Origin of the sequence: Oculatella sp. LEGE 06141 (assembly GCF_015207605.1) — a bacterium.
Classification (GTDB): Bacteria; Cyanobacteriota; Cyanobacteriia; order Elainellales; family Elainellaceae; genus Oculatella.
Genome location: NZ_JADEWO010000042.1, coordinates 15,467 through 33,022, shown reverse-complemented (window position 1 = coordinate 33,022; position 17,556 = coordinate 15,467). Strand labels below are relative to the sequence as shown.

17 protein-coding genes are annotated in these 17,556 nt (G+C 51.0%); 5 read left to right on the top strand and 12 right to left on the bottom strand.

Translation table 11 applies throughout. The features are described from left to right. The first annotated feature begins 97 nt into the window (after nt 1-97). Together IQ268_RS23000 and IQ268_RS22995 are read left to right on the top strand one after the other, a co-directional pair. Nucleotides 98-568, top strand: a complete 471-nt coding sequence (locus IQ268_RS23000; protein ID WP_193884118.1) for a tetratricopeptide repeat protein — start codon at nt 98-100, stop codon at nt 566-568. A 12-nt stretch (nt 569-580) separates the two neighbouring features. Next, nucleotides 581-1,096 (top strand): GNAT family N-acetyltransferase, encoded by a 516-nt coding sequence (locus IQ268_RS22995; RefSeq protein ID WP_193884116.1) that lies wholly within the window; start codon nt 581-583, stop codon nt 1,094-1,096. Between the two features lie 7 nt (nt 1,097-1,103). On the opposite strand, the gene IQ268_RS22990 is transcribed toward IQ268_RS22995, so the two are convergent. The 3 genes from IQ268_RS22990 to IQ268_RS22980 all read right to left on the bottom strand — a co-directional run bounded on the left by IQ268_RS22990 (nt 1,104) and on the right by IQ268_RS22980 (nt 5,860). Then, nucleotides 1,104-1,517: a hypothetical protein gene (locus IQ268_RS22990; RefSeq protein ID WP_193884115.1), complete on the bottom strand. Its 414-nt coding sequence runs from the start codon at nt 1,515-1,517 to the stop codon at nt 1,104-1,106. Between the two features lie 158 nt (nt 1,518-1,675). Further along, nucleotides 1,676-3,013 (bottom strand): hypothetical protein, encoded by a 1,338-nt coding sequence (locus IQ268_RS22985; RefSeq protein WP_193884113.1) that lies wholly within the window; start codon nt 3,011-3,013, stop codon nt 1,676-1,678. Nucleotides 3,014-3,124: 111 nt separating this feature from the next. Next, nucleotides 3,125-5,860, bottom strand: a complete 2,736-nt coding sequence (locus IQ268_RS22980; RefSeq protein ID WP_193884111.1) for a CBS domain-containing protein — start codon at nt 5,858-5,860, stop codon at nt 3,125-3,127. 156 nt (nt 5,861-6,016) lie between these two features. On the opposite strand from IQ268_RS22980, the gene psbZ reads away from it, so the two are divergent. Both psbZ and ribH read left to right on the top strand, forming a co-directional pair. Continuing rightward, complete coding sequence (gene psbZ / locus IQ268_RS22975; RefSeq protein ID WP_193884109.1) at nt 6,017-6,208, top strand: photosystem II reaction center protein PsbZ; 192 nt, start codon at nt 6,017-6,019, stop codon at nt 6,206-6,208. A gap of 33 nt (nt 6,209-6,241) precedes the next feature. Next, nucleotides 6,242-6,829, top strand: a complete 588-nt coding sequence (gene ribH / locus IQ268_RS22970; RefSeq protein WP_193884107.1) for a 6,7-dimethyl-8-ribityllumazine synthase — start codon at nt 6,242-6,244, stop codon at nt 6,827-6,829. Nucleotides 6,830-6,949: 120 nt separating this feature from the next. Here ribH and IQ268_RS22965 read toward each other — a convergent pair whose 3' ends face one another. From IQ268_RS22965 to hpxO, 8 genes are all read right to left on the bottom strand, one after another. Next, a complete protein-coding gene (locus IQ268_RS22965) occupies nt 6,950-7,876 on the bottom strand; it encodes a transporter substrate-binding domain-containing protein (RefSeq protein WP_193884105.1) in 927 nt (308 codons plus the stop codon). A gap of 189 nt (nt 7,877-8,065) precedes the next feature. Beyond that, nucleotides 8,066-8,719 carry an amino acid ABC transporter permease gene (locus tag IQ268_RS22960; RefSeq protein WP_193884103.1) on the bottom strand — a complete coding sequence of 218 codons (654 nt, stop codon included), beginning with the start codon at nt 8,717-8,719 and terminating at the stop codon, nt 8,066-8,068. 30 nt (nt 8,720-8,749) lie between these two features. After that, a complete protein-coding gene (locus IQ268_RS22955) occupies nt 8,750-9,424 on the bottom strand; it encodes an amino acid ABC transporter permease (protein WP_193884102.1) in 675 nt (224 codons plus the stop codon). Nucleotides 9,425-9,838: 414 nt separating this feature from the next. Then, nucleotides 9,839-10,342, bottom strand: coding sequence for a 2-oxo-4-hydroxy-4-carboxy-5-ureidoimidazoline decarboxylase (uraD, locus tag IQ268_RS22950; protein WP_193884101.1), 504 nt, complete (start codon nt 10,340-10,342; stop codon nt 9,839-9,841). 237 nt (nt 10,343-10,579) lie between these two features. Then, complete coding sequence (locus IQ268_RS22945; protein WP_339383510.1) at nt 10,580-12,415, bottom strand: iron uptake porin; 1,836 nt, start codon at nt 12,413-12,415, stop codon at nt 10,580-10,582. Between the two features lie 129 nt (nt 12,416-12,544). Further along, nucleotides 12,545-12,907: a hydroxyisourate hydrolase gene (gene uraH, locus IQ268_RS22940; RefSeq protein WP_193884100.1), complete on the bottom strand. Its 363-nt coding sequence runs from the start codon at nt 12,905-12,907 to the stop codon at nt 12,545-12,547. 18 nt (nt 12,908-12,925) lie between these two features. Further along, a complete protein-coding gene (locus tag IQ268_RS22935; protein ID WP_193884099.1) occupies nt 12,926-14,356 on the bottom strand; it encodes a uracil-xanthine permease family protein in 1,431 nt (476 codons plus the stop codon). Between the two features lie 44 nt (nt 14,357-14,400). Next, complete coding sequence (gene hpxO, locus IQ268_RS22930) at nt 14,401-15,561, bottom strand: FAD-dependent urate hydroxylase HpxO (RefSeq protein WP_193884098.1); 1,161 nt, start codon at nt 15,559-15,561, stop codon at nt 14,401-14,403. Nucleotides 15,562-15,830: 269 nt separating this feature from the next. Here hpxO and IQ268_RS22925 point away from each other — a divergent pair, with 269 nt between their 5' ends. Further along, a complete protein-coding gene (locus IQ268_RS22925; RefSeq protein ID WP_193884097.1) occupies nt 15,831-16,112 on the top strand; it encodes a hypothetical protein in 282 nt (93 codons plus the stop codon). 600 nt (nt 16,113-16,712) lie between these two features. Here IQ268_RS22925 and IQ268_RS22920 read toward each other — a convergent pair. After that, nucleotides 16,713-17,453: a tetratricopeptide repeat protein gene (locus IQ268_RS22920; RefSeq protein ID WP_193884096.1), complete on the bottom strand. Its 741-nt coding sequence runs from the start codon at nt 17,451-17,453 to the stop codon at nt 16,713-16,715. Nucleotides 17,454-17,556 lie beyond the last annotated feature (103 nt).

Sequence of the window (17,556 nt, the reverse complement as noted above, 5' to 3'; positions counted from 1 at the left end):
CCAGCAATCGAGCTTTTCTATTGTCGCAGAATCTTGTTAGGGGTTACACAATGAAGAAAGGGATGGCTAAGATAACGCTGTAATGGAGATTCTGTTTATGGATAATGCCTCAATTGAATTGCTTCTAGAGGATTTGAAAAATCCTGATGAAACAGTTCGCAACCAGGCCACACAGCAACTCTGGCAAATTTGGTTTCAACAGAAAGGAGTGCATGGGCTGGATTTATTGTGCCGCAGTCAGGCGTTGGCACAGGCTGGACGCATTGAAGAAGGAGAAGCCTTACTGGCTGAGTTGATTGAAAACCAACCTGATTTTGCTGAAGCCTGGAACCAGCGAGCCGTTTTATATTATGCCCTGGGGCAGTATCGTCGCTCCCTGGCCGATTGTGAGGAAGTGGTTGCGTTAAACCCCGACCACTTTGGCGCATGGCACGGTATGGGATTGTGTCATGCGGCGTTAGGAAACTATCGATCGGCAATCCATTCGTTTCGGCGTGCTTTGGAAATTCAGCCCTATGCGATCGTCAATCAACGCCTCATCCTGGAATGTACGGCAAGATTGAGCTAAGGAGGTTCAGGCATGGGTAGTCAGGAGATATTGCTGGTTGAACCTTGCTCAGTTCAGCATATTGAGGTGCTGTTAGCTGGCAAACTGCCGTTCTTTGAAACCTTTGGAGTGACCATTGCAGATGACTACGAACTTCTGCCTCACATGCTGGAGTTTTCATTAAAAGGATTACTTGAAACGAACGTCCTGCCCCGCTGGTGGACTCATTTGTTTATGCTCCACCATTCCCGAGTAGCGGTGGGCATCGGCGGGTATAAAGGCAATCCGGATGCAAATGGAGTCGTTGAAATTGGCTATTCGATCGCCCCGTCTTATCAAGGTCAGGGGTTAGCAACTCAGGCAGCCAGGACAATGATAGAACGCGCCTTTGCCGATCAAAGCGTCACCTTAGTTAGAGCGCACACGCTGGCCACCGAAACGCCTTCTGCCAGCGTGTTGCGAAAGGTGGGCATGGTAAGAGTTGCAGATAGCAATGATGCAATGGAAGGCAAAGTATGGCGGTGGCAGGTTACCTTGCCTCACCCTTAACGGCAGGCTATTGAATGAGCTGGGTGATCCATCGATCGCTCGTTTCGCCCGTGCCGCGTTGCAGATGCGCCAGTCGCCAGGTTTTGCCTTCAATCTGGCGTTGCAGGTAAATTTCAAACGGGTTTTGATGTTGCGTTATGCGGCGATCGTTTAGCTTCTGGGTCACGTCATAGGTGCCGCGCACCCGATAAGCGGTCAGGTCTTCAATGACCAGCGGTTCTTGCTGCGTAACGGTGACGTGGTTGAGTTTAAACGACGGTGATGCTGTCGGGGTGCGATAAATCTGTTGGCTGAGTTCGGCCTGGGTTTGCTCTAGTTGCAGCTCGATCGCCTTCTTCACCAACGCCTGACTGGGGCTACCTGCAACGCTACAAGCCGCCAACATCACCGCAAGCACGATCGCCATTACGAGCCTGAGCATGAACCACTCTCCTGACTGACGGTAGGGATGAAGACCGATGTTTGGTGTTGCTGAATAAACGGAGTTTGGGAAACGTTGACGGTTGTAGGGCGAATTCAGCCCATGATTCAGCAACGCCCGATGTTCAATTTATGCGGCTGTTGGCCACATGGCAAGGCTCAATTGACGGCACCGGCATCGGGCAACGGGGCGATCGTCGCTGGATTGGATGCCGGGGCAGGAGCCTTGGGCGAACTGCTGCTCTCGGTGGGGAGGCTTGGCTCCGACGATGGCGGAATCGGCTTTAACTGCTCAAAATCGAACGTGGGGGCATCGGAGTTCGATGGAATGGGTTCAGGCACAGGTGCCACATTGGGATCTGGAATGGACTCAAACGGCGGCACTTCTTCTGCCAAGGCTGGTTCTTCAGACGGTGGTTCCTGAATGCTGGGGCCATCCGATGGAAATGATTGCGGCAAACGCTCTTCTGGGGGCGGTTCATAGCTACCCACAGAACTTCTGCGGCGGATCGGCTCATGGGCAGGCGATCGCTCAATGGGCATATCTGATGGTGGCGTAATCTGATCGGTGTCAACAATGCTGGTTCCAGGCCAGTTATCGCTGGGGAGAAACTCTTGACTGCTGCCAAACAAGCCATCTGCTCCGGGCGGCATAGGGGATGGGGCTGTAGGGGATGCAGACGGAGCAGAGGAACCTGTCGGATTGGCCTCTGGAACCGAGGGAGACGGACTGGATACCGCTTGCCCAAACCGCAACGATAAACCAAAACTGACACCACCCAATGTGGCAACGGCCGCCGTGACCATAAGCGCAAACGGAAGCCAGCGCTTGGATCTGCGCCGTTTGACCTGCGATCGCGTTGGCACCTGCCAGGAAAACTGCGATCGGGAAGGATTTGATGGAGGTGGCGAAGTGGCCGCCGCCGCCTGCAACTGCGCCAGGGGGTGCATATCCTGCCTTTGCACTGGCTGAGTGTTGTGTTGCAGTATCGTTTGCGTCTGAATAATCGTGCCGTTGGGACTGGCAGACGTGGTGTTTGCCAGTGATGCATGACCTGCCCCATTGGTTGCAAACGGAGGCAAAACAACGGGTTTGGCGACAGTAGGTGGTTTTTCAGCAGCGGGAGTTGGGTTCACCGCTGATTTTGCGTTGGTTGCGGCGGTAGGGGTGAACCAGTCTTCTACCAGGAGTGCTGGTTGTCCAGACAAGCGTTCTAACACTAAAAACGGCAGTCCGCCTTCTTCAAAACAGTCCACCACCTTGGACGGCAGAGCGGGTTGCCGTTTCCCAATTTGCTTCATGGCAACCATAAACTGCTGATGCAGGTTGGCAAACTGAGGGCGATCGCGCAAACTGGGATTCAGCGTATGTAGAATCACCGTCTGATCGAGATAGGCATGAGTTGCCTGAAGCGTAACACCCAGATCAGTTAAACCCAACGTCGCCTGAACAATATATTTTCCGTCTTGTAGGGCGGTTCCAGCCGTTAAGTTCATAGAAGTCTGGGCTGATAGTTACATCATTTTCTTCAGCTTAATCCTACCGCCTTCGGGAGACTATTGGCTGAAAAGAGGGACAGGGATAGAAAATCGGCTGTTCCGGTTGCCTCAGGGTTTGGGAAAATGGGTCTGCACAAACACCTCAGCATCGGCACGATCGCTGATGGTGCCGTCCAGGGTTGCCGCCATCACTGCGTCTAATATCTGCTTGAACGGCTTGCCCGGTTTGTAGCCCAACCGTTTGAGATCGTTGCCATCCAGCGGCGCTTTGACAGTGGCCCAGTCGGTAAGGTAGCGCCAGATCTGTTTGCGGGTGGGGCGATCGGCGCGAACGGCTAACAGGATTAGGGTTTGCAGATCATACTGGCTTAGAAGTGCCGCCACCTGGCTGGGACGCTGGCAATCAGGCCACTTGTGTTTTAACTCCGCTTGCACCCCTTCCAACTGTTGTAGTCGATGGATGCTGTCTGCTGGAAGCTGCAAGTTTTCTGCCACTTTAACGCGATCGTCTTTGCTGAGATGGGTTAACAGTACCTCTAACAGCACTTGCCAATGCTCTAAGCTGGCGGGTTGGTCAAAACGGATGAGGCAACGGTCTACCTGGCGAAGCTGTTTCCACAGCACATCATCCAGTTCTAGCGTTGGGTGAATGCAGCGCAACGCTCCCAGATTGTCTAACAGTTGAATGGCTGCTTTCCAGTAAGACGCTTCTAAAATGAGCTTCAGTTCTCGTCGCAGACGGGTTTGCAGTGCCGGGGTTTTATCCATCTCGGCTTGAATCCGGTGGTAAATGCCGCTGGCGATCGCGTGGCGAATGTACCCTTCGGTCTGTGGGTCAATTTGAAATCCCAACCGTACGGCAAACCGCACGGCACGATAAATTCGGGTTGGGTCTTCGATCAGGCTATTGGCGTGCAGCACCCGGATGTGACGAGCCTGCAAGTCGAGCAAGCCGCCAAAAAAATCCAGCAGTTCGCCCGTGCGGGGTGGGGTGAGCCGTAGAGCCAGGGCGTTAATGGTGAAATCGCGGCGGTAGAGATCCTGGCGAATCGAACTCGCTTCCACCACTGGATTGGCGGCTGGGTAAGGATAGAACTCTGTGCGAGCAGTGGCAATATCAATCCACAGTGAGTCAAACTCCGGGTCGTTGTGCCAGAGCAGAGCAGCCGTCTGAAACCGTCCGTGAACCTGAAGCCGCACGGACGGATATTGCTGTTGCAGGGCACGGGCAAGCTCGACTCCTGCCGCCTGATCCGCAGCGCGATGAAACCCATCGACCACCAGATCGACATCCTTGAGCAGCAGCGCTTCATCGGGATTCGCCAGCAGCAAGTCTCGCACGGCACCACCCACCAGATAAAGCTGCCAACCGCGCTGTTCTGCGGCGGCGGCGGCTTGCATCAGCAACGTCCACAGCGGAGAGGTCATGCGATCGCGCACCAGATCGCGCACCACATGCGGCAGAGGACACAGCCCCGACGGGCGATCGCCCGCTCGTTGCCCGTCGCTCATGGCTTGAGCCTGATGGATCTGACGCAGTACGTCGGTGCGGGTCACAATTCCCACCAAATTTTCCGCGTCTAAAACCGGAAGGCGACCAATATCATACGTCACCATCAGCGATTCAATTTCAGGCAGAGTGGTGTCGGGCGCGATCGTTTTAAGGTTGGTCGTCATGTAGCCCTTGACCGGGGCATGGCTAAAGCCATGATGCAGCGCAATGTCTAAATCGCGCCGCGAGATCACACCCGTTAGCTGTCCCTGTTCGTTGACTACCGAGAGGCCAGAGTGGCCGTACCGCAATAAAGTTCGTTGGGCTTCGGCGATCGTGGTGTCGGGTCGAATCGTTCGCACTGGAGACGACATTAGCTCGCGCGCCACGGGTGGATGGGGCACCTGCGCTTTCAGTTGGGTTACGAGCTGGGAGAGGGTTTCGTCGGGGTCAACGCCGCGCGCATTGAGGGAGGCTGCCCTGGCATGGCCACCACCGCCCCACGGTTGAAAGAGGTCACCCAGATTGATGCCTTCTGCGCCAGTGGTGCTTGCTCTGCTGCGCGAGCGACCAATCACCGTGAGCCGCTTTTCGTTCGCGTCGGTGGTGGGGTAGCTAGCCGCCAACAGCAGCACGTCGCTATCGGTGAGGCTGAGGATGCGAGAGGCCAGGTTAGACAACCCCGGAACAAAGCTATCCATTGGCAACAGCACCCAGGCGATCGCCAGTCCTTGTACCGTTTCGGTATGCAGATAGTCTAAAGCTGTTGCCAGCCAGTCTTGCAGATGGGGAGAGAGTCCGGGTTCAACGTAATCGGCGATCGCGCTAATGCTGGCTCCCTGTTGCATCAGCCAGGTGAGGGCAGCGGCATCGCGCACGGTGACATGGTCGAAGGTAAGCGACCCGGTATCCACATGAATGCCCAACGCCATCACCGTTGCTTCGGTAGGAGTCAGTTGAATCTGCTGTGCCTGGAGCTGTTCTGCAATCAGGGTTGACGTTGAGCCAACGGCCTCAACCTGGGTTTGCGTTGCCGCGATATCGCCCTTAGCATCAACATGGTGGTCATACAGGCGGATGGTGACATTCGGTAAATCTAGCCACTCTGCCGCTTTGCCGAGGCGATCGCGCCATTGCGTATCCACCACCGTGATTGTACGAATCGTATCTGGATTGACCGATCGCCGCTCAATCAACGCATACTCATCGCGATGCAGTGCCAAAAAATCGCGCACGGTGGGATGACTGCCGCCCGTTAGCACCACTCTGGCTCCCGGATGCAGGCGCGTCAAACCCACCGCTGCCCCTAGCGTGTCAAAATCGGCTGTGGTATGGCAGAGGATTAAATCCATTTGACCTAAATTCTGTTCCTCTTTCCCAATCTTGACAGACAACCGTACCGACGGGGTTCAATTTCTGATAGCTTACTACTCAGAGCGGATCGAAGTGCTGGCGATCGCAGCTTTCCTGATAACTATCTAGTTTTTGCTTCTATTTGGGAGGAAACCATGTTTTCTATTTTGTTTCAAGTAGCTTTGGCGGCTCTCGTACTGCTGTCGTTTGCAATGGTAGTCGGCGTTCCAGTCGCTTATGCGTCACCGCAAAATTGGGATCAGTCCAAGCGATTCATCCTTTTAGGATCGGGCGTTTGGGTTGCGCTGGTCTTATTGGTGGGCGGGTTAAACTACTTAGTGGTTTAATCTAGAGGTAGAACACACCTTAAATCAATTGTCATGGCAGTTTTCGAGGGCACATTCACCCAAGCAGATCCTCTACGGTTTGCGATTGTTATTGGTCGGTTTAACGACCTGGTCACAGGTAAGCTTCTAGAGGGCTGCCAAGATTGCCTCAGACGACATGGCATTGACCCCGACCCCCATGGAACTCAGGTTGATTATGCCTGGGTACCAGGAAGTTTTGAGGTTCCTCTGCTAGCGCGTCAGTTAGCCCTGACGCATCGCTACGATGCAATTATTTGCCTGGGTGCAGTCATTCGGGGATCTACGCCTCACTTTGACTACGTTGCAGCAGAGGTATCTAAGGGGGTAGCCGCAGCCAGCTTTCAAACCGGAGTTCCGGTCGTGTTTGGCATCTTAACCACCGATACGATGCAGCAAGCCCTGGAACGGGCTGGAATTAAGAGCAATCATGGCTGGAATTACGCAATGAACGCGATCGAGATGGCAAGCTTAATGCGGCAAATCAAAGCGATTTCCCCGGCTGATTCCCATCTCAACAGCAGTTTGGCCGGTGCAACTGATTCTCAATCGTTGCCTGCGGCGTTAAAAAGTGCCAACGTGAGCCACTCACCCGACGAGTAAGCCGTTGGCGAGGGCGCGTTTCATTAACCTTGATAACCGCCTTGACGCGATAGGGGTATTGCCAGACAACGCCCTGCACCATTCGTGATGAATCGACGGATGCCTGCAATGGTTGGTAACTTAAAAAGCAGGTAGCTCCAACGGTTCACCAAACCACTGTTGCGATAGTGCATCCAATTCACCCGACAGTCGCTTACTGGCTACAAAGACATTCACCCATTGCAACAGGTCTAAGTCGCCACGACGAACGCCAACGTAACAGGGAGAATTTTTCATCACAAATTTGTTTTCAATCGTCCTGGTTGGGTTGTCTTGCATGAGTTTATTGGCGATCGTATTACCCGTGGCAATTAAATCAACTTGACCAGCCAATAGCGCGGATGCGGTGGTGCTGTTGTCCTCGAACCGCTTGACCTCAAGCCCTTCTGGAGCCTGTTTGGTCAGTTCCAGATCCTCTAATGATCCTTGCGTTACCCCAACACTTTTACCAGCCAACTCTTCATAGGAGGAGACGGCAACGTTCTGTGCCCCGTACAGCCCGGAATAAAAGGGAGCGTAAGGAATTGAGAAGTAGATGGACTTGGCTCGTTCGGGTGTGGCTCCTAAGCTGGAGATGACCATATCGGCTCGATTGGTTTGCAGGTAAGGAACGCGGTTTGTACTGGTAACTGGCACCAGTTCTAGCTCTACTTCTAATGATTCTGCCACCAGTTTGGCAACGTCAACGTCATACCCCTGGGGTTGCATATCAGTACCCATTGAACCAAAGGGAGGCGAATCTTGAGGGACGGCAATTCTAACCTTGCCAGTGCTAATGATTTGATCGAGGGTTGATCCGGCTTGGGATGCGCTTTGAGGAGCCGCACCGGAGGCCGCCTGACTGGTGGCAACATCTCCAACCACTGCCTGGGAGGTGACAGAACCGCTAGAGCAGGCAATCACGCTGACCATCATCACCAAACCGACAGCGATCACTGTTAAGCTACTCAACCACGACGGGCGCAGAGAGAAACGGGATGGGGTGCGCGTGGTTCTTCTATTCGACATTACTTTCGATCTCCTGACTGATCTTGAATGATGTAAAAAGATGTTTGAAAAGTATCAAATCTCTTCTGTAAGGGCGTAGCATGCGGCAGATAACCCTTGAAATAGACCCAGACGTATTGCCCGTATGCTACGCCCCTACGGGTGTCGGGCTACAAATTATACTTTTAAAGCGTCCTCTAAATGGTTCAATTAGGTTCTATAGGCAAATTGGTGTTCTAACCGCTTGCTGAGCAAGGAAAGCGGAAAACACAGGCAGAAGTAGATAATGGCTGCGATCGTAAATATCAGGAAGGGTTGAAAGGTGACATTGCTGATAGCGGTTGCCGAGCGAGTTAGCTCAACAAACCCAATAACAGAGGCGAGAGAGGTTCCCTTAATCACCTGCACCGCAAAGCCAACGGTCGGCGGAATCGACATTTTGACCGCCTGCGGCAGGATAACGCGCTGAAGCTGTCTGACATAGTTCAACCCCAGAGCTGTTGACGCTTCCCACTGTCCTTTAGGAATCGCCTCCACTGACCCGCGCCAGATATCAGACAAAAAAGCGCTGCTGTAGGTGGTTAATGCGATCGCCGCCGCCGTCCAGGGAGACAAATTCCAATCCAGGATGACCGATAACCCAAAGAAGGTGAGGAACAGTTGCATCAGGAGCGGTGTGCCTTGAAAGAACTCGACGTAGAGCATACTGGGGTAGCGAATAAATTTGTTGGGTGAGATTCGCATCAGCATGACCAGAAACCCAACGAAGCCACCGCCAACGAAGGCGATCGCAGACAGTACAATAGTCCACCTCGTGGCCAGCAATAAGTTGGTAAAAATTTGCGGCAGTGTAAAATCTTGCATGGTCGGCTCAGGTGAGTAGCGTTAAAACGATTAGCGGGTGTATTGCATAAACGCAAAGAAGCGCTTTTGAATTAAAAAGGCGATCGCTTTAATCAACCAAACAATGCCGACATAAATGAGTGCGATCGCGAGATACACCTCAAAACTGCGAAACGTGCGGGACTGCAAATAATTTCCTACAAACGTTAATTCTTCAGCAGAGATTTGAGACACGACGCTGGTAAACAAAATAGCGATCACAATTTGGCTAACCAATGCCGGATAAATATTACCCAGTGCCGGAATTAAGACAATATGACGAAAAATTTGTAGTTTTTTGAATCCGAGCGCCAATCCGGCTTCAATTTGTCCTTTACGAATTCCTTCAATTCCAGCTCGGACAATTTCCGTCGAATAGGCACCAAAGTTGATGGCCAAGGCAATCACAGCCGCCTGCCACGGGGATAAACGCAGCCCAATACTTGGCAACCCAAAGAAGAAGAAAAACAGTTGAATGAGAAATGGCGTGTTGCGGATAAATTCTACATATGCAATTGAAATTCCGTTAAAAAGACGATTATCTGAAGTTCTACCCAATGCGCCAAGGATGCCAAGAATTAATCCAAAGCTGATGGATGTGATTGCGAGTTGCAACGTCAGCAAAACGCCCTGAATAAAAAGACCAATGTTGTTCCAAACTACCGAAAACTGAAGAGTATAATCCATAGAATTTCAAACACTCAAGGTTAACCAAAATCAAATCACCTCAATGTAAAACGTTGGGACGCTTTGAATAGTTGTCCCCGGCAGCAAAATTAGTTCAACGAATGTAAACGGTATACAAGAATAAATGAGGCTCTTTTGTATTAGGGCTTACACTTTATTTGTAATCATTGCCGAACCGCTTTTCAACCTGTTTGAGTCTGCACGCTGATGGGATGTTATTTGACTTGAACATCACCTAACCATTGCGCTTATGCTCTTGGCTGTGACGATTCGGCTCACTTAATACTGATAGCTTTCATCGTTTTGATTCTGTGCAATGTTCGTTTTGTCTTGTCTCAAAATCATCCAAACTAATGAGCCAATAATATCAACAACTCTTAACATCAATTAATTTATATTTGAGCGTGCCAGAGGTTACGATCGCTCCACCAAATTAGACAATCGAAATCGAGCAATTTGATTAATTTCCAGCAACGCCTGTTTGATTTCTGTAAGAATAGTATTGTTCAAGCGCTGTTCAAATGCTTCTAGAACGCTGGCCTTGGTGTGATGCTTGACAGCAACAATGAACGGAAATTGAAATTTGTCTTTGTAGGTTTGGTTCAACCGTTGAAAGCGTTCATATTCTTGAGCATCTAACCGATTCAGGCCAATGCCTTCCTGTTCCTTGACAGATGCCTCTGCCATTTTTGCCTGACTCCCCAAATCAGGGTGGGCACGAATCAGGGCTAGCTGATCGTCTGGTGTCATTTGGTTCACCACTTCTATCATTTTTTGATGCAGATCATCTATGTCACGAAAAGGACGGGCTAACCAGGCTTGAGCTGCGATCGCCGGGGTGTCTTCAAACACAGCCCCAAACGCTTTAACGAATGTCTCTCGATCCATCTGGTTTAATTCAGTAATGCTGTAAGGCATGGTAGTGACAGGTAAGAGGTTGAATCGGTAATGAGCCGAACTTTCTACGACGGCCCATTACTCGTTTCGCTAAGTTCAGCCGACCATTCAACGGAAAAGATGGTTTGAAACGAATGAAATGTTCTGCATTTGTTCCCTAAATCTCCCATTCCGTACGGCTTGGACACCGTTTGATGGAACGATCGCGGTTAAAAAAGAGAACCGTTCGACTGACGTTCAGCCCGTTTCAAATAGTCTTTAAAAGCTGAATTGAGTTCGGAGATTACCCACAAACACCGTTGGATTGCTGTCAAAATTGTTGGGATTCCAGATCGTGTAAAAGGCTGGAACAATGGCAATGTTATTGCTAATAGGGTAGCGGTAAGACACTTCTAGCTCATACTGCGTGCCGCCATCTCCGCCGCCCGACAGCAAGAATCGCCGTCCTTCCAGGTAATCATGGGGAACGAGGAACGAAATCACTCCTAATGCCCCTTCCCTGCCTAAATCTGGAAATCCCAGACCTACCTGGAAGGACTGAACGCGAATATCTCCACCAGAACGGTTTGGATTGGTTGGGTTGATATCAAGTCGGCCATAGGAATAGCGACCAAAGAGTCCAATTCCATCTGTAATCAGCCAATCAAAGTTAGCGACAAAGGTATCCGCACCTGAATCTCGAACCGTGCCGCCAAAGCCATCATCAGCATATCCGTAGGGCAGGGGTTCGCCTACCGCTCCACCAATGAAACCGTTGTAGGGCTTGAGGCTAGAGCGAGCATAAATGAGCCGCAGATTGAACGCCGCACTGGGAGAATAGGCCAACTGAGCGCTAATGGTATTAGAACTGTTAAACAACCCATCGGCTGGATTACTGGCTGTGTTAAATACAGCAGGGTTTAAAAACTCGGTATTTTCGGCCAGATATCCCAGGGTCAAATCTAGCGGTTCAGCGATCGCCCAACTGACTACAGCCCCCGAACCCCGGTCGATCGCGTTGAGTAAGGTACTGCCGTTAGAGTTAAAACTGGTTGCGCCATTGAGAAAAAAGGTAAAGCGATTGCCATCAAAGTATCGGTAGTAATTGAGCCGTGGCCCTACCGCCAGTTGAACATTATCGCCAATGGGAACAGAGTAAAACAGCTCACGCAAGACAAACGTTCCGGTGGTTGGTGTTCCAGTTTGATCCAGAAAGGGCGTTCCCCAGGAATTGAAGAACCCAGCAGACACTAATTGATTGGCAGGGGAACTACTGTTACCAACGGCCAGTTGAGTCACAAGAGCATCTTCCCCCGTAAACGAGGTGGTAAGCGTTAAGAAAGAGTAATAGCCAAAGGTGGCTTGCGGCTGATCCCGTTCCACCCTGGTGGGACGGTTGTTTGCGTCGCGGGTGGGCGGAGCAAACGCGCTATCTGGCACCGTAAGACTTCGTTCTGCCAGGACATCCCCTGACGAAAATGCCTGGGTTAAGTTGAACCACACGTTACCCGTCAGCACCGTTGTTGTTGAAAATTGCTGCCCTTCCAGTGCCGTCGTTCGCGCTTCCAGTCCCTCCACCTGGTCTTGGAAGGTGGCTAACTCGGAGGCAAACTCTGCCTGCAACCGTTGTAGCGTTGCTAAATCGGCTTCAGTTGCCAAATCGTTGCTGGCTGTCCCAATCAACTCATTGATGCGATCGAGACAAGCATTGAGTCCGGCCGCAAATTCGTAACGGGTCAAGCTTCGATTACCCCGAAAAGTTTGGTCAGGATAACCTACGATACAACCATATCGTTCTACCAGGGATTGCAAGGCTTGATACGCCCAATCCGTTGCCTGAACATCGGCCAATTGAGAAACAGAGGTTAATTGTCCTAACGCCTGAGCCTGATCCGGTTCATAAATCGCCTCCCGATCAGGCGCAACAGGCACAGGCAATTGATGAGGTTCTAAAACGATTGGAATAGTGTCCTTGGTCAGATCGACCTTTGCAGGTTGTGCTAACTCTAATCCACCTGAAACAGATTGATGAGTGGCGATCGCCTCATCAGCCACGCTTAAAGGAATCCCCAACATCAAAATGCCCAACAGAAATTTCCATGACTGAACGGTCACGATATGATGCTCCTCACACTGAATTAAAATTGCTGAACGTCTGTTGTAAGCAATGGGGGCAATCAGCAGAACTAATTGCCCCATTACCATCGCTTCAAACCACCTCGTAGAAACCAATCCAGCAGCAGATTAACTGCCGCGATAGGTGCTGTATGCCCAGGGTGAAACCAGCAACGGTACATGATAATGAGTCGTTGGATCGGCAATCCCAAACTGAATGGGGACGCGATCGAGAAAGGCTGGTTTGGGCAATGTATCCAGATAGTGGGAAAAGTAACGACCCACTACAAACACAAGTTCGTAGATCCCTGATGTGAATTCCTGCTCAACTAACAGCGGCGCGTCCGTGCGTCCATCGGCGTTAGTAATGATAGTTTTGAGCAACGTTTTCTCACCCGTCTGACCATCAACTGACCAAAGTTCAATGGTCATCCCAGCGGCAGGGCCACCTCGAACGGTATCCAGAACATGCGTCGTTAGTTTCCCTGCCATTAATTTGCTCCTGCTGGGTTAGGCTTCTGGCTCGGCGGGTGGTGTTTCCTCTGCCCCAAAGTTCTGTGGCAAGAGCCAGTTCAGCACGATCGCCGTTAACCCTCCCGTTGAAATGCCGGATGAGAAAATGTTCTTCAGCAGCGCTGGTTTATCAACCAATATTTCGGGTACATATACGACCCCTAACCCCAAAGCAAGAGACACCGCAATGATGATCAGGGCACGGCGATCGATCGTGGTAGATGCCACAATATTGATACCCGCTACTGCAATAGAACCGAACATCACAATGGTGGCACCGCCCAACACCGGTTGAGGAATGGCCTGAAATAGACCGCCAATAATTGGCAGTAATCCAATCACCGTAAAGATACCGGCCACATAAAAACCCACATAGCGGCTGCCCACTCCGGTCATCTGGATGACCCCATTGTTTTGGCTAAACGTGGTGTTGGGAAAGGTGTTGAACACTGCTGCTATCAGGGAGTTTACCCCGTCACCTAAGACACCTCCCTTAATGCGACGGAAATACACTTTTCCTTTGATCGGTTGCTTTGAAACCGCCGAGGTTGCAGTTAAATCGCCAATCGTTTCAATGGCCGTAATCAAATACAGCAAAATAAACGGTACAAATGCCGCAAAGTTAAAGCTCATGCCATAGCGAAACGGGATTGGGATGCTAACCAGGGGTAGCCTTGCTAATAAGCTGAAATCGACCAGTCCTAATCCGATGGAGATGATGTAGCCCACGGCCAACCCAATGGCGATCGCTCCCATTCTCAGGTAACGGTTTCCGGTCATGTTCAGCAACACAATAATACCCAGCACTAACCCTCCCAGTCCCAGGTTTTGATAGCTGCCAAAGGTACCGTTTTGCTGTGCGGCTACGCCACCTGCCATGCTGGTAATACCTGTTTTGATTAAGCTCAACCCAATCACCATTACAACCGTACCGGAAACAACAGGCGTAATGATTTTTTGAGCCAGATGTAAAAAACGGCTTAAAAAGACTTCAATGAATGCGCCAAAGAAACACACGCCAAAAATGAGAGACAGGGCACCCTCGGGCGATTGCCCTCCCTGCACAGCAGCAGTACCCACCCCAATGATTGGCCCTAGAAACGAAAAGCTAGTGCCTTGCAAACTCAGTAATCCAGACCCCACCGGGCCAATCCGCTTGCACTGGATAAAGGTAGCCACCCCCGACACAAACAGCGACATGCTGATGACATAACTGGTATTTGCCGGGTCTAGCCCTAAGGCGGTGCAAATAATTAACGGTGGAGTAATGATGCCAACGAAGGCGGCCAGCACATGCTGAAGCGCTACAAAAAAGGCTTCTATAACGGGAGGTCTGTCATCTAAACCATAGATCAACTCGGAGTTAACGGAGACTTCGCCAGACGGTTGCACCTCGTCTAGCACAAATTCTTGATTGGATTGAGCCATATATCCTCCAACGACTGATCGCTTAAACACTCATCACGGCGGTATTAACGAAGCGGGCCTGCCATGATCACTTTTGTAATGGCACCTGTAACATCGGTAGGTGATTCAGTTGCCAACTGGCTGTACCACCGCTGCGTCACGTCTGGTTCTTTGCCATGAATCTGCTCGGCTCGCTGCCGCGCCTTTTGTACAACCGCATTGGCACGCGCTTTGCGCTCCATTTCATACCGTTTGAGGGCATACTCTACTCCTAAGTTGGTGGTCATCAGGTAGTTGGTTAGTACCAGCGAGTCTTCCATTGCCTGACACCCACCCTGCCCCAGATCCGGGCAGGTGGCATGGGCTGAATCACCGAGTAACGCCACTCGACCCTTAACAAAGCGATCGATTGGACCAACATCATGAATTTCAGGACGAGCTACCGCATAGGGATCAAGGCGTTCAATCAGGGTTTGCACTGGATCTGCCCATCCTTGAAAATGCTGCTTCAATTCAGCTTTATAAGTGTCCGGATTTGCAGGCGTACCTTTAGGCAACGGCACATCAAAAAAGAAGTAGAAGCGATCGCCCGCCACAGGCATCATTGATACCCGTTTATGCTCTCCCACATAAATGATCCAGCAGTCCCTGGGGGCCAGCGATTCATCCGCCGGAACTAACCCATTCCAGTTGATGTACCCGCCATACTGAGGTTCTACTTCTTGACCCAGCACATGCGTTCGCAAAATTGAGCGAATCCCATCCGCTGCAATGAGCAAATCACCCCTGGCCTGGTGTCCGTTTTCGAAGAAGGCTGTCACTCCCGTTTCATCTTCTTCAACCCCAACACATTTGTGCCCCAGCTTTACATCTCCCGGAAACGCCTGCATCAGCATGTGCTGCAAGTCTCGCCGCGCCACCGGATAAGGACGCTGACCCACATCATGAATCAACGGCATTAAATCAATATCATTAAGCAACTCTCCGGTTTGGGTACGGTACTCCATGCGGTTCATTTGACCGCCAATCTTCGCCATCTCTGCGCCCAAACCGAGGCGATTGAGCACCTTAACCCCGTTCGACCAGAGCGAGATCCCCGCTCCTACTGGACGCAGTTCTTTGACGCGATCGTAAATTTCTACGTCAAATCCGGCTTGCTTCAGCGCGATACCAGCACTTAACCCTCCAATTCCGGCACCAATGACTACAATTTTTAATCCATCCATGCTGACTGGCTCCCAACCTGACTTTCTTCAAGGCTTCATGACATTCAAAAAAAGATCGACATATGTGCCTTACAATACAGAAATTAGAAATAGTTGTTCATTTGAGTTGCTTCGCTGGCTAAGTACAGGTGCAGCAAGGCAACGATTTTGAATCCGGCAATTCGAAGTCGTACTCTGTTCATTGTTGTTGTCGCTACAGCAAAAACAATAAAGAGGCGAGTAGTAGTACGCTTCGACCTGCTACATCGATAACGCAATACGTGAAGACAATGAAATTTCGGCATCACACTGCAACAACCCCATCTCAATGGCATCTCTACAAGCAACTGGAACTCATTCCTGAGTCGGTTCAAATACCACATAACGCTATGTGGAACTTTACGTTTGGCTTGCGTCAAACCTGGCGATGGCTGCTCATCGTACTGACGTATGAGTTAATAGACGAGCAGCAAGTGGATTACCTGGAGCGGTGTTGGGCACTGAATGAAACCATAGAGGAGAACGATTCTCCTGTTGGCACATTGCAACGCCTCTGGACATTGATGGAGTAAGCACAACTCCCTCTGTGGGATCAGCCGCAAAACCTGAACTAACTTAATTGGTATACAGCGACTAATAGAGTGCTTTTGTATTTGGGCTAACACTTTGCTTACCGTTCCGCCTAAGTTGAGGAGGGGTAATGCTGTGGCTGCACAGCAAAGTCATGGTAGTGAAGGGTGCAACAACTCGCAACGAGCCAGACTCTAGCCTTGCTGCGCCGTTTCGGTGCATCTTTATGTTGTGCAACCCCAAATGGAATAAAAAATGTGATTAATTTTGGCGTGGACGCAGCCGATCGCCCGACGCCGCGATCGCTGCATCCGCTGCCGGGATGGGACCGGTTACTTGTGTTTAGCCCATCTATACACATCTATACAAACAACACGTCTCCCAGCCTGGAAGCCGGGAGACGAAGACTCGCTAAGCAGTCGAACTGTCCGATTATTCGTTTTATAAAGAAATCGGCTCTAGATCCTAGGGCGTGTTTTAAAACTCCTGATTGCTCGGTTACATTGTGCTTTTTGCCCCCTAAATCCCCCAAAATTGGGGGACTTTGAATCGCTCAAAAGTCTATAGGTTGGAACTTCAGGGATTTAAAACACGCCCTAGACCTAGCTCTCGGAGGTAATGCCTAAACTCATGGCCTGCTCAACCGTTTCGATCGCCCTTTCAACGGCCTCAGCCCCTTCCAGGTTACCTTGTTCCAGGCACAACTCTTTGGCACGCTGTAGATGGGTCAACGCCAGGTTTATATTGTTCTGCTTGCTGAGAGCAATACCCAGGTTGTAATGAGTCTCTGCCGAGTCTGGAGCAATTGCTAAGGCTTGCTCAAATTCGGCGATCGCCTCATCTAGTTGTCCCTGTTTGCCCAACTGCACACCCAACTCAAAATGGGTTTCTGCTGGTAGTTCAAAGCTCGCTGGCTGAGACGGGGATGAGGCTTGGTTCAGGGTTGACCGGGTGGATTGCACCGCATTGTGAACACCTTCGGTAGCGTTTTGAATTAGTGATGAGTCGTGGCTGTGGCGAGAAGCCGATTGCACTGCGTCCTGAACGGCTTCAGTGGCATGTTGAGCAGTTGCTTTACCCGCATCCGAACCGAAAGCGGCTCCAGCAACACCACCGACCACCGCCCCAACCGTTGCACCAAACCGCCCGCCCACTAGACGGCCAAAGGCGGCTCCAGCGACCCCCCCACTAACAGCCGCCGAAATCGTTTGGGCGATCGAGCCTGACTCCTGCGAATCGGTTGCCACCTCGGTTTTTATGGCAGGGGATGAAGATACGCTCAAATCGGTGTTATCAGGGTTATCAATAGGTTGATTTGAAGATGGAATACTATTAGCAGTCATGGCTCTCTCCTGCGTCGTCACAATGGGATGATATCGGCTGAATTTATCGATTGTTTGTCTGCCAATGTAACGATGTCAGTTGAGGTTTACACCAAGCTGAAGA